This is a genomic window from Tateyamaria sp. LSS28, assembly GCF_059611725.1.
The window spans coordinates 352242-373012 of record NZ_JCAPFI010000005.1; the positions used below are offsets into that span (position 1 = coordinate 352242).

The 20771-nt window shown below is 58.3% G+C and carries 21 protein-coding genes and 4 tRNA genes; 15 read left to right on the top strand and 10 right to left on the bottom strand.

The features are described from left to right. Positions 1-40: 40 nt before the first annotated feature. The gene (locus AC53L6_RS17430) at positions 41-1246 is read right to left on the bottom strand and encodes a glycerophosphodiester phosphodiesterase family protein (protein ID WP_496908762.1); all 1206 of its coding nucleotides are present in this window, start codon (positions 1244-1246) and stop codon (positions 41-43) included. 90 nt (positions 1247-1336) lie between these two features. Then, positions 1337-1699: an SUF system Fe-S cluster assembly protein gene (locus AC53L6_RS17435; protein ID WP_496908763.1), complete on the bottom strand. Its 363-nt coding sequence runs from the start codon at positions 1697-1699 to the stop codon at positions 1337-1339. A 171-nt stretch (positions 1700-1870) separates the two neighbouring features. On the opposite strand from AC53L6_RS17435, the gene AC53L6_RS17440 reads away from it, so the two are divergent. Continuing rightward, positions 1871-2317 (top strand): GNAT family N-acetyltransferase, encoded by a 447-nt coding sequence (locus AC53L6_RS17440; protein ID WP_496908764.1) that lies wholly within the window; start codon positions 1871-1873, stop codon positions 2315-2317. A gap of 45 nt (positions 2318-2362) precedes the next feature. On the opposite strand, the gene rimK is transcribed toward AC53L6_RS17440, so the two are convergent. Further along, positions 2363-3739, bottom strand: a complete 1377-nt coding sequence (rimK, locus tag AC53L6_RS17445; protein WP_299602892.1) for a 30S ribosomal protein S6--L-glutamate ligase — start codon at positions 3737-3739, stop codon at positions 2363-2365. Between the two features lie 201 nt (positions 3740-3940). Then, positions 3941-4852 carry a hypothetical protein gene (locus tag AC53L6_RS17450; RefSeq protein ID WP_496908765.1) on the bottom strand — a complete coding sequence of 304 codons (912 nt, stop codon included), beginning with the start codon at positions 4850-4852 and terminating at the stop codon, positions 3941-3943. A gap of 185 nt (positions 4853-5037) precedes the next feature. On the opposite strand from AC53L6_RS17450, the gene tgt reads away from it, so the two are divergent. Beyond that, on the top strand, positions 5038-6165 hold the full coding sequence (gene tgt, locus AC53L6_RS17455) for a tRNA guanosine(34) transglycosylase Tgt (protein ID WP_496908766.1): 1128 nt from the start codon (positions 5038-5040) through the stop codon (positions 6163-6165). Positions 6166-6177: 12 nt separating this feature from the next. Here tgt and AC53L6_RS17460 read toward each other — a convergent pair whose 3' ends face one another. Next, entirely contained in the window at positions 6178-6975 is a 798-nt protein-coding gene (locus tag AC53L6_RS17460) for a hypothetical protein (RefSeq protein ID WP_299702896.1), read from the bottom strand. 839 nt (positions 6976-7814) lie between these two features. On the opposite strand from AC53L6_RS17460, the gene lon reads away from it, so the two are divergent. After that, positions 7815-10223, top strand: coding sequence for an endopeptidase La (lon, locus tag AC53L6_RS17465; RefSeq protein ID WP_496908767.1), 2409 nt, complete (start codon positions 7815-7817; stop codon positions 10221-10223). Positions 10224-10382: 159 nt separating this feature from the next. Here lon and AC53L6_RS17470 read toward each other — a convergent pair whose 3' ends face one another. Beyond that, positions 10383-10673: a hypothetical protein gene (locus AC53L6_RS17470; protein ID WP_299602878.1), complete on the bottom strand. Its 291-nt coding sequence runs from the start codon at positions 10671-10673 to the stop codon at positions 10383-10385. Here AC53L6_RS17470 and AC53L6_RS17475 point away from each other — a divergent pair. Both AC53L6_RS17475 and AC53L6_RS17480 read left to right on the top strand, forming a co-directional pair. After that, complete coding sequence (locus AC53L6_RS17475) at positions 10672-10923, top strand: DNA-binding protein (RefSeq protein WP_299602876.1); 252 nt, start codon at positions 10672-10674, stop codon at positions 10921-10923. The genes AC53L6_RS17470 and AC53L6_RS17475 overlap by 2 nt on opposite strands. Before the next feature lie 59 nt (positions 10924-10982). Next, positions 10983-11057: transfer RNA gene (locus AC53L6_RS17480), tRNA-Val, on the top strand. A gap of 72 nt (positions 11058-11129) precedes the next feature. Here AC53L6_RS17480 and AC53L6_RS17485 read toward each other — a convergent pair. Next, positions 11130-11432, bottom strand: a complete 303-nt coding sequence (locus AC53L6_RS17485) for a YciI family protein (protein WP_496908768.1) — start codon at positions 11430-11432, stop codon at positions 11130-11132. An 85-nt stretch (positions 11433-11517) separates the two neighbouring features. On the opposite strand from AC53L6_RS17485, the gene AC53L6_RS17490 reads away from it, so the two are divergent. The 3 genes from AC53L6_RS17490 (at position 11518) to AC53L6_RS17500 (ending at position 13026) form a co-directional block, all read left to right on the top strand. After that, positions 11518-12324: a LysR family transcriptional regulator gene (locus tag AC53L6_RS17490; RefSeq protein WP_496908769.1), complete on the top strand. Its 807-nt coding sequence runs from the start codon at positions 11518-11520 to the stop codon at positions 12322-12324. A 9-nt stretch (positions 12325-12333) separates the two neighbouring features. Next, positions 12334-12915, top strand: a complete 582-nt coding sequence (locus tag AC53L6_RS17495) for a histidine phosphatase family protein (protein ID WP_496908770.1) — start codon at positions 12334-12336, stop codon at positions 12913-12915. A 35-nt stretch (positions 12916-12950) separates the two neighbouring features. Further along, a tRNA-Val gene (locus AC53L6_RS17500) sits at positions 12951-13026 on the top strand. 156 nt (positions 13027-13182) lie between these two features. Here AC53L6_RS17500 and AC53L6_RS17505 read toward each other — a convergent pair. After that, entirely contained in the window at positions 13183-14157 is a 975-nt protein-coding gene (locus tag AC53L6_RS17505; RefSeq protein WP_299748600.1) for a lipase family protein, read from the bottom strand. A gap of 205 nt (positions 14158-14362) precedes the next feature. Here AC53L6_RS17505 and AC53L6_RS17510 point away from each other — a divergent pair, with 205 nt between their 5' ends. Both AC53L6_RS17510 and AC53L6_RS17515 read left to right on the top strand, forming a co-directional pair. After that, positions 14363-15073: a helix-turn-helix transcriptional regulator gene (locus tag AC53L6_RS17510; protein ID WP_496908771.1), complete on the top strand. Its 711-nt coding sequence runs from the start codon at positions 14363-14365 to the stop codon at positions 15071-15073. An 88-nt stretch (positions 15074-15161) separates the two neighbouring features. Next, positions 15162-15407 (top strand): hypothetical protein, encoded by a 246-nt coding sequence (locus AC53L6_RS17515; RefSeq protein ID WP_299602860.1) that lies wholly within the window; start codon positions 15162-15164, stop codon positions 15405-15407. Positions 15408-15491: 84 nt separating this feature from the next. Here AC53L6_RS17515 and AC53L6_RS17520 read toward each other — a convergent pair whose 3' ends face one another. Continuing rightward, positions 15492-16988: a hypothetical protein gene (locus AC53L6_RS17520; protein ID WP_496908772.1), complete on the bottom strand. Its 1497-nt coding sequence runs from the start codon at positions 16986-16988 to the stop codon at positions 15492-15494. A gap of 238 nt (positions 16989-17226) precedes the next feature. Between AC53L6_RS17520 and AC53L6_RS17525 the strand changes: the two genes are divergently transcribed. The 4 genes from AC53L6_RS17525 (at position 17227) to AC53L6_RS17540 (ending at position 18938) form a co-directional block, all read left to right on the top strand. Then, positions 17227-18165, top strand: coding sequence for a pirin family protein (locus AC53L6_RS17525; RefSeq protein WP_496908773.1), 939 nt, complete (start codon positions 17227-17229; stop codon positions 18163-18165). Then, positions 18162-18695, top strand: a complete 534-nt coding sequence (locus tag AC53L6_RS17530) for a GNAT family N-acetyltransferase (protein WP_496908774.1) — start codon at positions 18162-18164, stop codon at positions 18693-18695. The genes AC53L6_RS17525 and AC53L6_RS17530 overlap by 4 nt, the downstream gene beginning before the upstream one ends. 40 nt (positions 18696-18735) lie before the next feature. Then, a tRNA-Asp gene (locus AC53L6_RS17535) sits at positions 18736-18812 on the top strand. Between the two features lie 49 nt (positions 18813-18861). Further along, a tRNA-Asp gene (locus AC53L6_RS17540) sits at positions 18862-18938 on the top strand. 108 nt (positions 18939-19046) lie between these two features. On the opposite strand, the gene AC53L6_RS17545 is transcribed toward AC53L6_RS17540, so the two are convergent. Next, the gene (locus AC53L6_RS17545) at positions 19047-19799 is read right to left on the bottom strand and encodes a hypothetical protein (protein ID WP_496908775.1); all 753 of its coding nucleotides are present in this window, start codon (positions 19797-19799) and stop codon (positions 19047-19049) included. Between the two features lie 90 nt (positions 19800-19889). On the opposite strand from AC53L6_RS17545, the gene AC53L6_RS17550 reads away from it, so the two are divergent. Beyond that, on the top strand, positions 19890-20762 hold the full coding sequence (locus tag AC53L6_RS17550; RefSeq protein ID WP_496908776.1) for a glycosyltransferase family protein: 873 nt from the start codon (positions 19890-19892) through the stop codon (positions 20760-20762). Positions 20763-20771: the final 9 nt, after the last annotated feature.

Genomic DNA, 20771 nt, shown 5'->3' on the forward strand with positions numbered 1-20771 from the left:
CAGACCTGTAGAAGCGCGCGGGGATGGCGCCGGGTACGGGTTACAGGCCCATGCAGTTGGCGTAATACGTCACCGTGGCGGGCCAGTCGGAGAAGACGCCGACAACGCCAACATCCTGCGCCAGCACATCCAGCAGTTCATAATACACACCGTCATGCGTGGTCGCGTCGCTGATCGACTGGAAGTACCAGCCGCCGCCATTGCCCAGAGGACCTGAGCGTTCGAGCGTCCATGTGATGATATTCAGACCGGCAGCCTTGGCCTCCTTGGCGTAGGCTGAGGGCACGATTTGCCCGTTTTCCATTGTGACCAACATCCACATCGGTGGCGCGATGTAACGCACGCCGCGTTCATAGAGGCTGGTCATGCTGTCCGGGTAGGTGGTGGGATCGTTGTGGTCGAAGCCATCAACGTTGTAGCTGTCATCGAGATAGACAGCCTGTGCGCCGAATTCCGGTTCGTTTTCAATCCAGTAAAGTACGTCGTTGAGGTCGAAGCTTTGCACCCAGACATCCGAGGCGGGGACGCCTGCAGCCTTGTATTCGTCGACCATTTTTTGCGCATAGTCGGCTTGGGAGAAGCCGTTATGCGGCATGTCGACCGAGGGTGATTTCAGTTCGGGCGTGAACTTGGCACCGAGGGACTTGAACAGCGCGATGGATTCGGCATGTGTCATCAGTTGTGCGCCGTCTGTGTAAAGGTCGGTGCGCCAGCCTGCGATGCCGCCTTGGTACTCTTCCGCTGTAGTGGCCGCCTTGTTTGCGCTGTCCATTTTGGGAGTGAGCGTTTGGAACTCGGCCAGCGTCAGTTCGGATGTGCGGCATTCGGCGGTCGCCTCTTCATCGCCGCTGACGGGCGAGAAGGGGGTGGCGCATGTGTTGGCCAGATCGGTCAGAAGGATGTTGGTTGTCGTGTGCAGGTCGTTTTGCGCGTGGCGGCAGACCAGTTCGTGATCCTTGGTAAAGGTCACGTCACATTCGAGGATACCGGCTCCCATCCGCGCAGCTGCGACGTTTGATTCCACCGTGTGTTCGGGAAACATCATGGGTGCGCCGCGGTGGCCAATTGAAAAGTCCGACTTGGCGGGTGTCTGGCTCTGACAACTTTGCAGCTTTGTCTTCAGATCGCCTTCGGGAAGTTTATCGATCAGGTAGGCAGGACGGGGTCCGTAATCGATGGCGACCGTTTCGGCCATAATGGTGGCAGGGGTCGTGGTAAGCAGAATGCAGGCAGCAGCAAGTCGCATTTGAGAATCCTTCGACGGTGTTTATCCATGCAGGATGAAGCGCCGATATGACGGTTTCTCAATGCGTTCGTGATGGTTTTGTGACGCTTCTTACATGAAACCGAGTTCGAGCCTTGCTTCGTCCGACATCATTTCCATACCCCAAGGCGGCTCCCATGTCAGTTCCACATCGACCTGTTTGATACCGGGAAGCGGTTCAATGGCGTCTGCAACCCAGCCCGGCATCTCGCCTGCGACGGGGCAACCGGGTGCCGTGAGCGTCATGATCACCTTCACTTCGTTCTCGGCATTGATGTCGATCGTGTAGATCAGGCCAAGCTCAAAGATGTTTACCGGAATTTCGGGGTCGTAGACCGTGCGGCAGGCTTCGACCACGGCCTCATGCAAAGGGTGGTCGGTTGACGAGGGCGCGATCAGCGGCGCGCCTTCCATCTGTTCGGTGGGCTGGTTCATGGGATCCCCGGACTTGTTCCTGAGTGTTTATATAGGGAACGGGGCGTGGCCGGTAAAGGGCGTGTGACTTGATGTATTCGTGCTGTGGCCCATCCGCTCGTTGCGTCATTCACTTGTTGCTGGCGACCAAATGTCGGAGGTTGCAAAATGCACCAAGCAATGGAGGCTGGCGTGGCAGTGACACTGCGGTGGGCAGAAGCGCGTGATCGCGCGCAATGGGACATGCTGTTCGAAGCCTATTGCGCATTCGGCGGGGCGCGGCAAACGTCTGAGATGCGTGACCGCGTCTGGGCTTGGATACACGACCCGTCAGCGCAAACGCGGTGCTTTGTTGTTGCGGATGCGCATGGGCAGTTGGTCGGCTTTGTCCACTTCCGGTCTTTCGAGCGCCCGATGGACGCGGCTATCGGCGGTTACATCGACGATATGTTCGTGGCTCCTGCGGCACGCGGGCAGGGTGTCGTCGATCTAATGATCGAGGGCGTCGGCGCCTATGCGAAAGAGCAGGGGTGGGACGTGGTGCGCTGGATGACGTCCGATACCAACTACCGTGCGCGGGCGGTCTATGATCGGCACGCGAACAGGAGCAATTGGATCACGTATCAGTTGAAACGTTAGTGATCAGCCCTGCTTTTCGGCATCCTGGCCTGGCGCAAGGGGGGATCAACTGCGCCGTCGCACCGGGCGTGGTTTCACGCGTGCTTCGATCATGTCGTAGACCTTGCCCACGATGTCCTTGCCGGTCGCGTTTTCGATCCCTTCGAAGCCGGGGCTTGAATTTACTTCCAGCACCTTTGGGCCGCTTTCGGACCGCAGGAGATCTACGCCCGCCTTGCCCAGCCCGAATACCCGGGCGGCCCGGACGGCGGCCTCACGTTCTGCCTTGCTGATCCGCACCGATGTGGCGCTGCCACCGCGGTGCAGGTTCGAGCGGAAGTCACCCTCGGCCCCGGTGCGCTTCATCGAGGCCACGACCTTGCCGTCCACGACGAGGCAGCGGATGTCTTCGCCCGCCGCTTCCTTGACGAAGTCCTGCACAAGAAAGTTGGCGCGCAGGCCCCGGAACGCGTCGATCACCGATTCCGCCGCCTTCTTGGTTTCGGCCAGCACAACGCCTTTGCCTTGGGTGCTTTCCAGCAGTTTCACGATCACGGGTGCGGTGCCGACGAGCCCCATAATGTTGGCCGTGTCCTTGGGCGACGCGGCAAAGGCCGTGGTGGGCATGCCAATCTTCTTTGAGGCGAGGATTTGGTGGGCGTGCAGCTTGTCCCGGCTGGCCGTGATCCCGGCGCTGCCGTTCACGCAATAGGTGCCGGTCGTTTCGAATTGTCGGATGACGGCAGTGCCATAGGCAGTGATGGACGCCCCGATGCGGGGGATAACGGCGTCATAGCGCGGCAGGCGCTTGCCGTCATAATGCACCTCTGGGGCCATGGCATTGATCGCCATGTAGCAGCGGGTGGTATCGATCACCTCGACCGTGTGGCCGCGCGCTTCGCCCACTTCCACCAATCGGCGCGTCGAGTAGTTGTTTTCGCGGCTCAGCACGGCGATGCGCAGGGATCGCGCCGGAGCCACTTTCCGCATCGCCGAGGAGTGGTAGACATCATAGCTGAGTTCGGGTTGCAGCCGCTTTTCCGAGGCCGTGATCGTAATGTGGTCCTGCAACGCCTGACGCCCCAGGAGCATGCGTGAGGTCATGGAGGAGCGGTCGGTCAACGTGACCTCGATGGGCCAGGATTGTCCGCCCACGTCCAGCCGGGTTTCAATCACATAGCGCAGTTCTGCTTCGCCATTGGAGGACGTGACCTCGCGCCGGTCGAGGATCGGGGCCGAGCAGGTGATCGACACATGATCCTTGCCCGCGATGGGGTGGACGTTGAACCGGACCTTGGGTTGCTTCGCGGGGCCAAACACTTCGATGTCGTGGGCATGGAGCGCGGATGTGCGCGCGCCGGTGTCGATCTTGGCCTTGAGAGCGGGCAGTCCCAGTTCGGGCAGTGACATCCATTCTTCCCAGCCGAAGTTCAACGTGTCCATGTTGTCCCCATTTTTTTGTTGAGTATTTTTAAGCACCGTAGCGTGGGCGAGGTCTGCTCACAACGGACAGGCTTTGCTTGGGCAGACATGAAGCCCACGCAAAATGCAAGCCGGATGGCTTGGCCCCAAAAAAACGCCGCCCTGTGATAGGGCGGCGTATGATCTTTGTGGTTGTCCCTAGGGGCGGACAAGTGCGCGGGATCAGAAGATCAGGATATTGCCCGACTCATCGTAGTAGGTTGTGTCGACGACGTCGCCGGCGGCATTGAACGCGATCTCTTCGACATGCCAGGCTTCGTCGCCCGAGTTGTCGTAAGTTGTTTGTTCTGTCAGCCGCCCGCCCGCATAGGATTCGACGATCAGGTCGCCATCGTCGCGGACCTCTTCGGTCAGGGCGATGCGCCCGTTGGCATCGTAGGTGGTTTCGCGGGTCACCCAGTCAAAAGTGTCATTGTCCCCGTCGGTCAGCACCTGAGAGGTCTTTCTGCCATTCTGGTAAGTGATGGTGTCGCTGCGACCGTCGTCATAAACGATTTCACGCTCTGTCAGCCGTCCGGTGTCCGCGTCGTAAGTCAGTGACTTGGATTGCCAGGGATTGTCATCGCCGCCATCGGCGATGGTGCGGCTGGTGCGGGTGCCTGTATCTGCGTCGAACGTCAGCGTCTCGATGCGGCCGTTGTCCAGCACCTTTTCCGAGCCGATGCGTGCGCCGGTCGCGGCATCATAGCTTGTTGTAAGCGAGGCCCACGGCTTGTCGTCGTTCCCGTCTATCTCGATGCGCTCTGTGCGTGCGCCGGTGGTTTCATCGAACCGTTCGATCCGTTGGTCACCATTGTCATAGTTGATGGTCCGGGCGGTTTTTTGACCCAACCAGTTCCACTCGGTCGAGCGACTGTCCCAATCGGCGTCGTTGGCTGCCGTATCCGTGACCGTTTGGCTCAGCCGTTGCGGCCCAAGAAACGCCTCGAACACCGCGCTGCCGCTGTCCATGAGCGTGGTTCTGATCATGAAAAGGCCAGAACTGTCCACGCTGGTGGTGATACTGGTCCAACCCTGGGTGTTGTCGACGTCTTCGACCGTTGTCGTCGTGAAGTTTTCTTCTGGGGTGGGCATGACAAGGCCTTGTGTCTTGTTGACAGATCATCTCCCTCACCGGGAAAGGAGTTTGAACCGGAGGCCTATCGCAGCAATTTGTCCTAACTTGTTCATAAATCGTACACAGGTTGGGCGATTGCGTGGTGATTGTGCGTCTTCCCAGCGGGTCTTGGCATTTCTGCATCTGCGCGGCATGAGGGGCCATGACCCGTTTTTCATTTGATTTGCATGCCACCGATGGCCGCGCCCGCACCGGCACCATCACCACGCCGCGGGGCGAGATCCGAACGCCAGCCTTCATGCCCGTAGGGACGGCCGCCACCGTCAAGGCGATGCTGCCCGAGAGTGTGCGCGCCACCGGAGCCGATATCCTGCTGGGCAACACCTATCACCTCATGTTGCGCCCGACGGCTGAGCGGATCGACCGTCTGGGCGGGCTCCACAAGTTCATGAACTGGGATCGCCCCATTCTGACCGATAGTGGTGGGTTCCAGGTGATGAGCCTGGCGGGCCTGCGCAAGCTGACCGAGGAGGGGGTGACCTTCAAATCGCATATTGATGGGTCCAAGCATGCCCTGACGCCCGAGCGGTCCATGGACATCCAGCGGCTGCTGGGGTCGGACATCGTGATGTGTTTCGATGAGTGCCCGGCTTTGCCCGCCGATCGCGACCGGATTGCAGAGAGTATGCGTCTGTCGATGCGCTGGGCGCAGCGGTCCCGCGATGCGTTTGGCGACCGACCTGGTCATGCTCTGTTTGGCATTCAGCAGGGCGGGCTTGAGGAAGATTTGCGGGCCGAGAGTGCCGACGCCCTGAAGGAGATCGGGTTCGAAGGCTATGCCGTTGGTGGTCTGGCCGTCGGCGAGGGGCAGGAGGCGATGTTTGGTTGCCTGGACTATGCGCCGGAGCAATTGCCGCAGGACAAGCCCCGTTACCTGATGGGGGTGGGCAAGCCGGATGACATTGTAGGCGCAGTTGCGCGTGGCATTGACATGATGGACTGCGTGCTGCCCTCACGGTCCGGGCGGACGGGGCAGGTCTTTACCCGTCGCAGTGTGGTCAACATCAAGAATGCGCGTCACGCCGATGATCCGCGTCCTTTGGATGAGGATTGTACCTGTCCCGCATGTTCCAACTACTCCCGCGCGTATCTGCATCATGTGTTCCGGGCGCAGGAGATGATCTCGGGCATGCTGCTGACATGGCACAACCTGCATTATTATCAGGAGTTGATGGCAGGGATGCGCGGCGCAATTGCTGCGGGGACGTTCGAGGCGTGGCAGGCCGCGTTTCATGCGGGCAGAGCGGAAGGTGATATCCCGCCGCTCTGACCTGTTTTTGTGTCAATCGCCGTCGGCGTTTGGCAAGTGGTCCAGATCGCAATAGTCGAAAAGGACCTCTTCGAACGTGTCGCCATCCTCAAGCGGAATGGCGTTGGTGCCTGCCAGCGCCCCGTTTGTCAGCATATCGTTCTGCAGTTTCAGACCCTTCTTGTTGACTGCACGCGCCTTGAGAAGTGGTGTGGTCGGCGTCGACGCGATGTAGTGTGCAATCGAAGACTGGTTTGAGATCACCTCGACATTGGCGGAGGCCTTGCCGATGTCGCCAGTGGTGAGCGACGCCGAGCCACCCAATGTCACCTGGGTGTTTTTTGTCTGGCACAGCAAGACGGTCATGCCTTCCGTCTCGTGTACATCGGTGACGACGAGATAGTTCTTCTTCCAGTCACCGGAGGCCAGTTTCCTTGCCAATTTGGTTCCGATGGACCCGATGTCCTTCATAGACCTGAGGACCATGCCGGAGCCGTTGTAGACCATGCTGTTCTTCTTTTCGAAGTGGACAGACAGTTGGACGGCGAAATCCACGCCGTCGACCTTGCCTCCGCCATCGGCGGTGGCGTTCACGATCGACACACCGTCCGATTGCAGCGACTCCACTTCGACCCGGGCGCTGGTTTCGGTTTCAAACGCGAGGTTGAAGTCTCGTGCAATGTTACCGAGTTTGGTGAACGCTCCGCCCTTGCCCTTACCGCCGTGGATGGTGCCGTAGTCCCCGATCTGCACCAACCTGTTGGGCGGCCACATGACCTGAAATCCAAACTGCTTTTCCATCGCTTTCGCGTAGTCTGCTGGAAATCCCATAATCTGCTCCCAAAAATAATTTCAAAAAAAACGCGGGAATCACCGCGCAGGGTGAAAGTGTAGCAGCGGATTCCCGTAATAAGGGAGTCGTTTTCTTGTGCCGTGACTATGGGGGAGGCGCTGAGTGACAGGTAAATGCCCATCTCGGTGTCGCAGCGGGGACCGATGGTCAGGAATTCCCCCATCGTGCGGACTGCATGCGTGGCCTATATTGAATGCAGTCACGCACCCTGGGGAGGGACCGCCATGCCATTTGTTGTGTTTTCGTTTGTTTGGTTCTCAGTATCCGTCTTGGCGGTCCTGACTCTGGTGTGACTGATGAGAGACGGCGCGCGTGTCGCTTGGCGCGCCACGACGCCCCGCCCACCATCCCCGGCGACAAGCGACGCACTGCCCCCCTGTGCGAAAATGCGCCCTTACGCGCAGCTTCGGGATCTCATGAGGCAACGCGTGCAACGGCACAACCAAATGAAGGCAGGGCCATGCCTGGGCAGAGAAGGGCAGCCGATAGCGGAGCGGGCTTAGATAGGAATGGGCTTGGTCAAAGCGGTGAGGTCGCCTTGTTGCCTAAAGATCAAGCAAATGTGTTCGTGCGGAGTGCCGCAGAGCGCTGGGCGAATGCCGTATCTTGGGGGTGGGAGCTGCTTTTCCACGACAAATTGTGTCAAAAAACTGGGGACAGTTTGCCGGGGGCCATTGCACCCTTGTCGTTGCCACGTCAGGATACACCTTGAAACCGAGGGGCTGGGATCACAGATCAGAAAGTCCGAAGCACGGAGACAGCACAAGGTTGCCGCAGAGCGGGGCCACGCTGTCTTGCCAATGATAAGGAAAAGAGCATGCAAGAGCCTTTGAACGCCTCTTACCCGGTGCTGCCGCTGCGCGATATCGTGGTTTTCCCCCACATGATCGTGCCGCTGTTTGTCGGCCGCGACAAGTCGGTCCGCGCGCTGGAAGAGGTTATGGCTGACGACAAGCAGATTCTGCTGTCGAGCCAGATTGACCCGTCCGTTGACGACCCGGAAGCGTCTGGCATCTACAAAGCCGGGGTGCTGGCGAATGTGCTGCAACTGCTGAAACTGCCCGATGGCACCGTCAAGGTGTTGGTTGAGGGGCAGGCGCGGGTGCGCATCACCGAATACCTGGACAACGACAACTTCTTTGAAGCGCGTGCCGAGTATCTGACCGAGATGCCGGGAGATATCGCGACGACCGAAGCGCTGCTGCGGTCCGTCGCTGATGAGTTCGAGCGCTATGCCAAGGTGAAAAAGAACATTCCCGAAGAGGCACTAGCCGCTGTTGGGGAGACGACCGAGCCTGCGAAACTGGCCGATCTGGTGGCTGGGCATCTGGGCATCGAGGTTGATCAGAAGCAGGACTTGCTCGAGACACTGGCGGTGAGCGAGCGGCTTGAGAAGGTCTATGGCCTGATGCAGGGCGAGATGTCTGTTCTGCAGGTCGAGAAGAAGATCAAGACCCGCGTGAAATCCCAGATGGAGCGGACGCAGCGCGAGTATTATCTGAACGAACAGATGAAAGCGATCCAGCAAGAGCTGGGCGATGGCGAGGACGGCAAGAACGAAGTCGCTGAACTCGAAGAGAAAATTGCCGAAACTAAGCTGTCGAAAGAGGCCAAGGACAAGGCTGAGGCTGAGCTGAAGAAGCTCAAGAACATGTCGCCCATGTCCGCCGAAGCCACCGTGGTGCGCAACTATCTGGACTGGATGCTGTCGATCCCGTGGGGCGTGAAATCCCGTGTGAAGAAGGATCTGGGCAAGGCCGAAGCCATTCTGGATGCCGACCACTATGGCCTTGAGAAAGTCAAGGAACGGATCGTCGAATATCTGGCAGTGCAGCAACGCTCGAAAAAGATGAAGGGCCCGATCATGTGTTTGGTCGGCCCTCCCGGCGTGGGTAAAACCTCGCTCGGCAAGTCGGTTGCCAAGGCGACGGGGCGCGAATTCATCCGCATTTCGCTGGGTGGCGTGCGGGATGAGAGCGAAATTCGCGGTCACCGCCGGACTTACATCGGCTCGATGCCTGGCAAGATCATTCAGGCGCTGAAAAAGGCCAAGACGACGAACCCGCTCATCCTGCTCGATGAAATCGACAAGATGGGTCAGGACTTCCGCGGGGACCCGGCGTCGGCCATGTTGGAGGTACTGGATCCGGAACAGAACAGCACATTTGTCGACCACTATCTTGAGGTCGAATATGACCTGTCGAACGTGATGTTCCTGACCACGTCGAACAGCTACAACATGCCTGGGCCGCTGCTGGACCGGATGGAGATCATTCCGCTGGCCGGCTACACCGAGGACGAAAAGCGCGAGATTGCCAAGCAACACCTGATCGCCAAGCAGATCAAGAACCATGGTCTGAAGGCCAAGGAGTTTGAACTGACCGATGAGGCGCTGAGCGACATCATCCGTTACTACACCCGCGAGGCGGGCGTGCGGAACCTGGAGCGCGAGATCGCCAAGGTGGCGCGGAAATCGCTGACCAAGATCGTCAAGAAAGAGGTTGAAGAGGTTGTTGTAACCTCTGAAAATCTCGACGATTTCCTCGGCGTGCGCAAGCATCGTTACGGCCTGGCCGAACAGGATGATCAGATCGGTGTTGTCACCGGGCTTGCCTGGACATCGGTGGGGGGCGACCTGCTGCACATCGAGGCGCTCAAGCTGCCGGGCAAAGGTCGGATGAAGACCACCGGTAAACTCGGTGACGTGATGAAGGAGTCGATCGACGCGGCAAGTTCATATGTGCGGTCCATCAGCCCCGATATCGGGGTGAAGCCGCCGCTGTTCGACAAGACCGACATCCACGTACACGTGCCGGATGGTGCGACCCCCAAGGATGGCCCGTCTGCGGGTCTGGCGATGGTGACCTCGATCGTGTCTGTCCTGACTGGTATTCCTGTGCGCAGGGACATTGCAATGACCGGCGAAGTCAGTCTGCGCGGCAATGCGATGCCTATCGGCGGCTTGAAAGAGAAGCTGCTGGCGGCCTTGCGGGGCGGGATCAAGACCGTTCTCATTCCTGAGGAGAACGAGAAGGATCTGGCCGACATTCCGGACAACGTGAAAGAGGGGCTTGAGATCATTCCCGTCACCCACGTGACCGAGGTGTTGAAACGTGCCTTGGTGTCGAAACCGGACGCCATTGAATGGGACGAGGCAGCCGAAGAAGCAGCCGCGGCCGCGGCCGCCGCTGCCCGCGATACTGGTGCGGGCGCAACTGCCCACTGATCAGTCTGAAATGAAGATCGGCGCGCAAGCTTTTGTTTGCGCGCCTTTTTTGTGCCTATTTAACCGTTGTGCTTGGTCAATTCTGTTGCCAAAACCGCGACAATCGAAGTTCCTTTTATTGTTTTGTTGCTAACTTATGGATTGAGTCACCGTTCCGCGCTATGCAGGGATCAAGCAGTCCAGAACGGAAGAGGCCAAAATGGCAACCCGCACAACAAAAACCACAACCAAGACTACGTCGACGCGCAGCTCTGCAACAAAGCCGAAGACGATAACGACCAAGTCCAAGGCAGTGGCCACAAAACCCGAGACCTCGGTCAAGCCGTCCACAGCCACAACAAAGGCGGCCACAGCGGCACCCGTTGTTGTGGATGCACCGACTCCGGTGGTGGCAGGACCGATGATGCGTAAGAAAGAGTTGATTGATGCGGTTGTTGCGCGCAGCGGCATGAAAAAGAAAGATGTCAAACCGGCGGTTGAAGCCACTTTGGCAGTTCTCGGCGAGGCTCTGCAAGACGGGCGCGCGCTGAATCTGCATCCGATGGGCAAGGTCAAGATCAATCGCGAGAAGAAGTTGGCGTCAGGCCGCATGTTTGTTGCGCGCATTCGTCAGAACGACACACCGGCTGCCACGCAAACGGACGAGACCACGACAGTCACGAAGACAACCGATACGTCAGACAAGGCCGCAGCCGAGTAGGATTTTGCCCTCCGGGGCCTTGCATGGTTTGGTGCAGTTGGCTAAGACGCGCGGACTTTGGGTGATTAGCTCAGTGGTAGAGCGCTTCGTTCACATCGAAGATGTCAGCAGTTCGAATCTGTTATCACCCACCACCCCTCCTTTATTGGCTTCCATGTGCCTTACATCATCTTGTGAGTGAGCAGGCAGTGCGGTGGATGGGCCGCCTATGTTGCCTTCGGCGGCATGGCCACACCGTTGGCGAACACGTGGTTCCACCGCAGGATGCGAACAGATTTGCGCAAGCCGGTCGGCCAGAATGGGTCCGCTTCGACCAGTGAACGTGCTTTGTCCATGGATCCGACATTCACAATCCATGCGCCGCCAGCTGCGATATCACCATCAAATAACGGGCCTGCAGATTGAATTGCATCTGCGTGCGCTGTCAGGAATGCCAAGTGATCCGGCATGTACTGCGCCCGCACGTGATCGTGGTCTGGCGCATCTTCGAAAAGGATCAGGTAGGGCATTTACCGGCTCCACCGTTGTCAGTACCTGTATCGACCTGCGAAAATCCGGTGTGAATGGATATCTTCAAGGTAATGGGTTGCAAAAATGCAGGATTGGGACTGGGACGATCTTCGAACACTTCAGGCTGTTGCGCGCGCTGGCAGCTTTGCGAAGGCAGCCGACGAAATGGGACGGCATGAAACCACGGTTGCGCGCCGTGTGCGCAGGCTGGAACAGGTCACGGGTCATATTCTGTGGCGAGGTGCGGACGCAGGTTCAACGGCAGAGGGGACCCTGTTGTTGTCTCATATCGACCGGATGCAGGCCGAAGCGGCGGCGGCGGCCAATGCGCTGTCGGGGCAGGGTTGGCCGACTGGTTCGGTTTGTATCACTGCAGTGCCGTGGATCGTTGAAAGCGCTGTGTTGCCAGTTGTGCGGCACTGGTCCGAAAAGGCCCCCAATATCCGGCTGTCCCTGTTGTCGGATCACTCAAATCTTCGCCTGATGCACGGTGAAGCAGATATTGCATTGCGGATGGCCGAGCCGCGAGACGAGGGGGATGCTGTCGCGCGCAAGATCTGTGACGTGCCGTTTGTGGTCGCGGGTTGCGGCGATTGGGTGGGTTATGTGGAAGAGATGGCGCATTTGCCCCAAGCCCAATGGTCAGAGGCTGAACCCGGGGCTGTCTGTCTGCGTGTTTCGGATGTGGATGCGGCACATGCAGCTGTGCGCCAGGGTTTGGGCAAGGCGTGGTTGCCATTGTGCAAGACAGAAGATCTGCCTGTGACTACTGCCAGACGGCGTGTGCGCCCCTTGTGGTGCATCCTGCATCCGCGCAGCAGGCATGCGCCCGCGATCCGCGCGGTTGTCGAGGGGTTGTTGCCCCTTGTGAAGACCCGTTTGCAGGGGTAGCCGGGTGGGATGAGGTATCCCGATCTTCTGATCCTGCGCCACGGCGAAACCGAGTGGAACCGTATTGGGCGTATGCAGGGCGCGGCAGACAGCCCTCTGACCGATCTTGGCCGTACGCAGGCCAAAGCGCAGGGACGGTTGTTGGCCAAGCGTGATCTGACCGGATGGGGGTATCGCGTCAGCCCGCTGGGGCGGTGTCGTGAAACGGCGCGGATTGCGTTGGGCCGCAAGATCGAGGGTGCCCAGGAGGATTCGCGTCTGGTCGAGATCACGTTGGGGGATTGGACCGGAAAAATGCGGACCGAGATCGCTGCTGAGGTGCCGTACCTGTTCGACCAGGGTGACGGGATGGAGTGGTATGACCACGCACCCGGCGGCGAGGGTTTGGAAGGAATCTATGCCCGCACCGGTGCGTTTTTGTCAGAATTGAACGCACCCACGGTCATTGTGACGCACGGGATTACGTCGCGCATCCTGCGGTGTCACTATCTGGGCCTTGAGCCTGCGGCCTTTGCCGATCTGCCGGGTGGGCAGGGTGTGATCTACCACATGTCGAACGGGTCACAGAGCTGTCTTGCAGAAGGGGGTTGAAGGTCCTGACAACCTTGCGCTAAGAGGCGTCTAACGGGTCGTTAGCTCAGTTGGTAGAGCGCTTCGTTTACACCGAAGATGTCGGGAGTTCGAGCCTCTCACGACCCACCATATCCTCCGTCCCTCTACAGTGTTTCGACAACGAGTAAACTTGGCTGTGGTGACAGCCGTGCCGATGGCCCACCGAGACCGTCGCCCGAACAATGGCTGTCAGCGATTTTGAATACGTTCTTAGCCTCGAAAATGCACTGAAACCCGAGGCGCTGCCTACACGATCGACAGGGCCCGCGCGGGATCCTTGTAAACAAGATGCGTAGGGTCCGTGGGACTTTCACGCGTCTTTTTACTCAGATGTTTGCGCAGAATCTGGCAGGTCCTTTGCAATTCGTGGTCCTTGATAACTGAGAGGCTTGGGATGGCGTCAAGGATCTGTTCATCGCGATCCAGTGTCACGGACTGATCCGGTTCAATGAAATTCAGTTGGCCGACATGGTAGTATACTTCGTCCACGCCGAAGTTGTCGGATATGGGCAGATAAGCCGCGAATTCCTTGTTGTTTACCCAGCGGAATGTAGGGCCTTTGACATGGTGTTCGTAGGCATCGCGGAACTTGTGATTTCCGACGCGAGGGGCGCCGAACGTGTATACGCCGTCGACGGGTAATGGTTCGGCTCGGGCAAATCGGTATGCGCAAAGGGTTGCGAGCGCACCACCAAGACTGTGCCCAGTCAGAAACACCTTTTGGTTGTTGTTGCGGCGTGACTTCACCTTGGCGAAGATCTCAGGATAGCGCGAATTGAGGGACGCCCAGAAACCGCGATGGACACGCACGTTGGTCACCCCGCCTAAATGCGTGGGAACATCCACCATGCGATGGTTGATATTGCTGATCCAGTCCTGCGGGTTGCTTTCGCTGCCGCGAAAGACAACAAAGATCACCCGACTGGTGGCGACAATTGCCACTTCGACGTCGAAGATTGAGGTAATTGACCCGCTGGACTCTACCGTTTCCAGTTCTGCCTTGTCGTCCGGATCACTTAGTGCCCGCACTTGAGCCCGTATAACATCCGACCATTTGCCGTTGACGACGGATGGTTGATGATAGGCGTAAAAACTGAGAACGGACAGAAGATAGGCATTGGTCATGGAGTGTCCGGTGGCGGTTTCACGAAAATATTGAAGCATAATCAGTTCCCTTTTTAAAAATGGACCAAGCATAGGAATACTGATCTGTTGCGCCAAGATAATTTTGGGGCAGAGCCATCGTGTTGGGTTCGTTGTGCTGCAGTCCTGTTGCCTGTCTGCGCCTCACTCACATTCGTTTGGCATCGAGTGACTTGTTCGCATTGAAAGCGTGCAGTGGCGTTATCAAATCTCTGATTTGAGCTGGGATGGCGGCGATCTTGGCCCTGGGCGTGCTCGCCTGTTTTCAAGTTAAGGGATTGCAATGACACATACTGCCTTGGAGGCCATTCGGGCTGAAACGGATACGGGTGCCTTGTGGGCGCTGTTGTTGCGCTATTTTCACGACCGGGGCATCACCAAGGTCAGTTATCACCATTTTACCGGAGATGTGCGCGCGCAGGATGCGGTGAACGTGAATGCAGATGGTTTTTCCGAGGAGTGGGTGTGTCATTATGTCGAGCAGAAGCTCTATACCATCGACCCGATCACTGAATTTGCGCAAAGCGTGACGGCCCCATTCCGATGGTCGAACATTCGCAATCTTGTGCGCCTGACCGTAGATCAGAAGCGATACCTGAACGACATGCGCGATGCGGGCGTGGGCGATGGTCTTGCATTCCAGGTTTTTGGCCCGGGGGTGCGCAATGGCTATGTTGGTTTAGGCGTGAATGCGGCTGGTGATTTTCCAAGCGATGCGCTTGTCTTGGATTTTCAGGTTGTCGCACAAGCGGGGCATATCCGGTATTGCGAGTTGAACCCGACGTCTTTTTCCGGCGTTGACCTGTCCCCGCGCGAGCGCCAAATCCTGCGGTGGATTGCACGTGGCAAGTCTAACAGCAGTATTGCGGACATTCTGCTTTTGTCGCCTCATACAGTGGATACTCTGGTGCGCCGCATCTTTTCCAAGCTGGGGGTGACTGATCGAACAACCGCGGCGGTCAAGGGGATCGGGGCAGGGCTTATTTTGCCTTGATGGCTGTCACGTAACTGCGTGACATGACAGGCTGTTGGTATCGCTCATAAAATACAGTCATCAAACATGTGTTCAAAGGGCCCGGGACATGCTGGAAACCGAGAGTCAAAGTCAGCCGCTGGGCACCTACGTTCAAAGCTTGTTGCGTGAGCTGGATGACCTGCCGCAGGAGGGCAGAACTAGTGCCGTGTTGGCCGTCACGGCACACCTTTTGGAATATGCGGCATTCGAGGTCGCTCAGTCAGACGAAGCCCGACAAGTGGCGCGGCTGATCGTTTTGGCGGCGGATATGGAACGGACGGCGTTGCAGTTGCAGGGCAAGCCGTTGTCTTGACCAATGCTTGTCAATTGGAGCGGATGACGTCTGTGCCACGAGGCGCGATTGGACGCCGCGCATATGTGCGCGGCGTCCGGTATTTTATTGGGCCGGTTTCAGCGGCTCAATCTCGGAATAGACGTGCGACAGACCGAACGCTTCAAAGCTGTTTGGCGTGCCTTCTGTCAGGTTGTGACAGCTAAAGCAGTTGGTCCCTTGCGTGTAAGTCTCCATCGTCATGTTCGCGATGGTGGTCGAACCACGCAGGTTCAGGGCCTGGTTCGCCGTTTGGTTGGGAATTGGTGCGGCGCCGCCACTCGGAGGTGTCGTTGTCCAGACGCTGCCGGTCTGGATATAGTTTGCGCGAATGTCACCCGTCGCCAATTGGCTGCGCACCGAGTTATTGATCGACAGCAACAGAGTGTTGTTGGTGACCGTTGCACTTGACGGATCATTGGCAAGGCTGCCCCAAGGATATTCGCGCACCGTATTCGACGGGACGATTCCGCCTTCACAAACCGGCTCTCCGGTACCGCTGACATTGACTGCAATCGTGCCATCTTTGTTGGCCTTCATACATTCGATGTTGGCACCGTCCTGCGCGCCGCTTTCGGCCATGAAGAGAAAGTCGTGATTGCTGTCAAAATCGTTCAGGGTGATCGTGCCGTCATCCGCCAAGTAGTAATAGGGCGCGTCGGGCGCATTGTTGTAGTGTTCGAACGTCGCCCAGACAAATTCCGGGTGATCTTGGACCGTGCCCACAACGTGCATGCCGGTGAGGGCGAGTATCACGGTCTTGGTGGGGGTTGTTGCATCGACGGACATGGCCGTGTTGTCGGCATTCGCGACGAAGTTTGGAATCGTACCCTCAATCGTCAGGTAGGTGCTGCTGTCCGAGAGCGTGCTGGCTTCAACCCACGACGTCTTGAGTTCCATTGCCAGCTGATTGCCAGTCAGAAGTGTGGTGCCGCTCCAGCTGTCACTCATGTAGGTCTGCAAGTCGGTCAGATCTGCCTGCGTGTATGGAAAGGTCGTTTTGGACGCGAGGTTCGAGGTCGGATCCTTCTGTCCTGTCAGGAAGTAGGCATAGGCATCGTTCGCCGCCAGCCCGTAGTAGACCAAGGAACTGTCTTGCGACATCAGGACACCGGATGATCCGGCCTGGCCGATTTCGCCAATATCGTCACCGGCAGGTGTGTCAGCCTTTTCACTGCGGACCTGCAAAGCCGTTGGGGTGGATGCGGTGTTTTCAATAAACACGCGGTTGCCGCTGCTGTCGACGGGGGCAATCGTGAAGAAATTTGGGCTGTCCAGTACCAGTTTGGTGCCGTCTGTAGATGTCAGCCAGAGGAACATCTGCGCACCCCAAGTGTAGAAATCGCATCTGTCAGGGTCGTCGTTGTACGTCGATGTAAATGTGACGGAGTCCGGGGCGTCGACGGCAGCGTTTTCTGCAACTGCCCCTCCGGCGAACCAGCCGTTTATCGTGTCTGACGACACGACACAGGTGGGGGCCATGTCTGTGGGTACGATACTATCGGCCCAAACCGGCCCTGCAACGGCTGCACAAGCCGCTGTGAAACATACTAAAGTCTTCATATTATCCTCTGTTTTCTGGGTACCTGCAATTGTGGGTACCTGCGCTCGTTATACGGGAGGTTGATCCTATCACAAAGGAATTTACTCGTAGAAGTTGCGCTTTGAATCAATCTCGAGTTGTGATGCGGGCATGGCCGCCGTCGATCGTGCTTGGATGCACAGGGGCCGTGGACGACAATTGCTTGTTGGTCAGCATACCCCAACTATCTTGATCATATGACGCGTAAGGAGACATGCCATGAGCTGGAACCCGGCCCTTGATCCCGATTGCCCCAAAGGGGATGCCGTTGACGCAATTGAAACTGTTATTGTGCCGCGTGCCCGTGATCTGGGTGGGTTCGAGGTGCGCCGCGCCTTGCCAGCGCCCAAGCGGCAGATGGTGGGCCCGTTCATCTTTTTTGATCAGATGGGGCCGGCGGAGTTCGTGACTGGAAAAGGCATTGATGTCCGTCCGCACCCGCATATCGGGTTGGCCACTGTCACGTACCTCTACAAAGGTAAAATACATCACCGGGACAGCCTTGGCACGGATCAGTGGATCGAACCGGGCGCTGTGAACTGGATGGTGGCAGGCCACGGGATTACACACTCTGAACGCACGGATGGCGAGATCCGCAAGAAACCGCATAATCTGTTCGGCATTCAGACTTGGGTTGCTTTGCCCAAGGACGCCGAGGATGATCCGGCCGATTTTCAGCACGCGCCCAAGGACACGCTGCCGTTTCTGGAAGGGGAAGGCAAAGAGGTGCGCCTGATCCTCGGGGACGCGTGGGGCGAGACGGCGCCCGTGCAGACGTTTTCCGAGATGTTTTATGCGGACGCTGTTCTTGAGGCAGGCGCCCGTATTCCTTTGCCCGACAACCATGAGGATCGTGGTGTTTACGTCGTCGAAGGGTCGGTGACTGTAGCCGGAGATGTCTACAACGCGGGGCAGATGATGGTTTTTCGTCCCGGAGACGCCATTTCGCTGGCGGCAGGTGAGCAGGGCGCGCGACTGATGCTTCTTGGTGGAGCGACGTTGGAGGGATCGCGGTACATTTGGTGGAACTTTGTGGCGTCATCACAGGACCGCGTTGATGCGGCCAAGGAGGCTTGGCGCGCGGGCGATTGGGCGCATGGCCGGTTTCAATTACCGCCCGGGGATGAAAGCGAGTTCATTCCACTGCCGGACAAATGACGGTACGCTTGCGCCGTGCGGGGCCAGAAGATGCACCTGTGCTTGCGGCCTTGCACGCGCGAAGCTGGCGGGCGTCCTATGCGCCATATGTTCCGGCAGAGGCCCTGGGTGCGCCGCTTGATGACAATATGCGCGCGCGGTGGGATAGCTGGCCTGCCGACCGGTTGATCTTGCTGGCCGAAGACGGCGATGCTGTGCTGGGGTTCGCCGCCGTGGTGCGGCAGGATGTGCCGCTTCTGGACAACCTGCACGTCGATCCGGACGCGCGCAGCGGCGGTGTTGGTGCGCGGCTGCTGAAGATGATGGCTGCGTGTCTGGTGGAAGAGGGCGCCACCGCCTTGCGTCTGGTTGTGATTGCCGACAATGCGCGTGCCCGCCGCTTCTATGTCCGCATGGGAGGACAAGAGGGCACCCCCCACGACGAAACACTGCTTGGGGCGACGGTGCGCATGGTGCCGTTTCGTTGGTCTGGTGCCGCCTTTGACATTCTGGCAGCAGATTTCGACTGCCAAGCGGGAAAAGACGCTTGACGGGGCGGGGGGCTGATCATAAACCCGCCAAACGCAGCGGGCGGTTGTAGCTCAGTTGGTTAGAGTACCGGCCTGTCACGCCGGGGGTCGCGGGTTCGAGCCCCGTCAACCGCGCCACTGCTGCTCTCTGGTCCCGGAGGAATGGGCACGCCGAAAGGCAAAATGCGCGGTTGTAGCTCAGTTGGTTAGAGTACCGGCCTGTCACGCCGGGGGTCGCGGGTTCGAGCCCCGTCAACCGCGCCACTTTTCCCAACCTCCAAGCCATGCTGATTGCTCTGTGATTGCCTTGCGGTGGAACGAGGGGCCAGCCCCTCGCGCTCCCCGAAGTTTACCTGGCAAGATGAAAGAGGATCAGTAGATGTAGCCCAATTGCGCTTCGAGGTCTGTGTCTACAGAGCTGCGCAGGTGCGTCATGTCCTCTGGGCTCCAGCGGTCGGGCAGGGCGGGGCGATCTGCAACGGCTGGCTTGAATTTTGAGCCAAGCCGTTTGATGACGGGGCGGTATTCGGCATGCGGTTGAGCACAGCCAAGACTGGAGGTCAAAGCAGCAAGTGTTGCCTGTGGTTGTTCTTGCGCATCCTCCATACGGAGAATGGCGCAAGTGCAGTCACGGTTCAGGAGCGACAACATCCCGTTGAGTTTTGCGGTGCGCAGGGCAAACAGTGTTTCGAAATGTGCGCCCGTTGCCGGATGCCTGTCGTGTTGCAAAGGCAGGCCGACACTGCCTTCCGGGACCAGCCCTTCGAAGTATCGGGGACGGTCAATGATCGTGTCCCATGGTGCGCGAATGAACTCTGAAAAAGCCATGGCCTGCATGGCGGGTGTCGTGTGCCATGGCTTCGAAAACATGGACCGCGCCCATGTGTCAGCCCGCCGTGTGACGACGATCACTGCCAAGTCCGACGGGATCGCCATCATGTGGGGAAAGCCATGTTTCCAGCCCAGTGCTTCGGTTGGTACTAGGTTTGTGTTCCGGCCCAACAAGCGCTTGACGAAATTCGTGCCCGATGACCGTTCTCCGATAACCTGATAGCCCGTGATCGGCGTTTCACCCGAACGCCTGACATGCAGGCCGGTCGTGGGAAAGTCTGGGGGCAGTGTCATGCGCAGCCTCAGGGGCAAAATAACGATTCTCTTGGCCGGGTCCTTGCGATAGGGTGCGCAAAAATAACCCTTTGAGCAGGACCTTAGCAGATGCAGACAGTGGCCGTCGTGACCATGGTGCGCGATGACGCGTTTTTCTTGAAAGCGTGGCTGCGCCACTACGGTGAGATGTTTGGGCGCGAGAATTGCTATGTCATCAATCACGGTCGTGGTGCCGAAGTGGCCGAGCTGGCCGCCGGGTGCAACATCGTCGGCATTCCTGGGGACCCGCACAAGAATTTCGACATCAAGCGTTGGGGACTACTGAACAACCTCGTTGGGGGCCTACGGCGCTACTACCGTCATGTGATCGTTGGTGACGTGGATGAACTGGTCGTGCGTGACCCAGAGGCGGGCGGTACGTTGCTGGATTTTCTGGAAGATGCGCCTGATGGTCGCGTGTTGACGCCGCTTGGTCTTGAGGTGATCCATCGCATCGATCTCGAACAGGACGAGATCACAGATCACATCATTGGCCCGCGCCGTCATGTGCGTCCGGCACCGCATTATTCGAAGCCTTGCATCATCTCTGCCCCAGTCAAGATCGCGCGGGGCGGGCATTTCACGCAGGCCGACAAGCTGTTCACACCAGACGATCTGTACCTGATGCATCTGAAGTTCTGTGATTTCGGTGCATATGTCGGCGTGATGGATCACCGCAATGCGGTCACCGATGAGGTGAATGCATCTGTCAAGGAAGCCTCGATAGGTCGCCACTGGTTTGCAGAAGCGCGGGGGGAGGATCGAGAGGTTTTCGAAGACTTCGCCAAGCTCGAAATGGTCGATGAGTTCGACATGCGCCCGTTGCGTCGGAAGATGCAGCGCAGTTTCAAACCGCGTGGCGATACTGGATATTATCATTTCGACCGCCCGGACTATGCTACCCAGTATGTGTTGCCCGAGAGGTTTGTGGGCGTGATTTGACGTGCGGGG

Bases quoted from the DNA above. Each gene is read 5' to 3' on its own strand.
- AC53L6_RS17475 (WP_299602876.1), top strand. From the start codon at position 10,672: ATGAAAAAGAAAGATGTCAAACCGGCGGTTGAAGCCACTTTGGCAGTT.
- AC53L6_RS17490 (WP_496908769.1), top strand. From the start codon at position 11,518: ATGCAGGATTGGGACTGGGACGATCTTCGAACACTTCAGGCTGTTGCG.
- lon (WP_496908767.1), top strand. From the start codon at position 7,815: ATGCAAGAGCCTTTGAACGCCTCTTACCCGGTGCTGCCGCTGCGCGAT.
- AC53L6_RS17470 (WP_299602878.1), bottom strand. From the start codon at position 10,673: ATGCCGCTGCGCGCAACAACCGCATCAATCAACTCTTTCTTACGCATC.
- AC53L6_RS17515 (WP_299602860.1), top strand. From the start codon at position 15,162: ATGCTGGAAACCGAGAGTCAAAGTCAGCCGCTGGGCACCTACGTTCAA.
- AC53L6_RS17460 (WP_299702896.1), bottom strand. From the start codon at position 6,975: ATGGGATTTCCAGCAGACTACGCGAAAGCGATGGAAAAGCAGTTTGGA.
- AC53L6_RS17495 (WP_496908770.1), top strand. From the start codon at position 12,334: ATGAGGTATCCCGATCTTCTGATCCTGCGCCACGGCGAAACCGAGTGG.
- rimK (WP_299602892.1), bottom strand. From the start codon at position 3,739: ATGGACACGTTGAACTTCGGCTGGGAAGAATGGATGTCACTGCCCGAA.
- AC53L6_RS17545 (WP_496908775.1), bottom strand. From the start codon at position 19,799: ATGACACTGCCCCCAGACTTTCCCACGACCGGCCTGCATGTCAGGCGT.
- AC53L6_RS17485 (WP_496908768.1), bottom strand. From the start codon at position 11,432: ATGCCCTACCTGATCCTTTTCGAAGATGCGCCAGACCACGATCACGTG.
- AC53L6_RS17520 (WP_496908772.1), bottom strand. From the start codon at position 16,988: ATGAAGACTTTAGTATGTTTCACAGCGGCTTGTGCAGCCGTTGCAGGG.
- AC53L6_RS17430 (WP_496908762.1), bottom strand. From the start codon at position 1,246: ATGCGACTTGCTGCTGCCTGCATTCTGCTTACCACGACCCCTGCCACC.
- AC53L6_RS17525 (WP_496908773.1), top strand. From the start codon at position 17,227: ATGAGCTGGAACCCGGCCCTTGATCCCGATTGCCCCAAAGGGGATGCC.
- AC53L6_RS17550 (WP_496908776.1), top strand. From the start codon at position 19,890: ATGCAGACAGTGGCCGTCGTGACCATGGTGCGCGATGACGCGTTTTTC.
- AC53L6_RS17450 (WP_496908765.1), bottom strand. From the start codon at position 4,852: ATGCCCACCCCAGAAGAAAACTTCACGACGACAACGGTCGAAGACGTC.
- AC53L6_RS17510 (WP_496908771.1), top strand. From the start codon at position 14,363: ATGACACATACTGCCTTGGAGGCCATTCGGGCTGAAACGGATACGGGT.
- AC53L6_RS17530 (WP_496908774.1), top strand. From the start codon at position 18,162: ATGACGGTACGCTTGCGCCGTGCGGGGCCAGAAGATGCACCTGTGCTT.
- tgt (WP_496908766.1), top strand. From the start codon at position 5,038: ATGACCCGTTTTTCATTTGATTTGCATGCCACCGATGGCCGCGCCCGC.
- AC53L6_RS17435 (WP_496908763.1), bottom strand. From the start codon at position 1,699: ATGAACCAGCCCACCGAACAGATGGAAGGCGCGCCGCTGATCGCGCCC.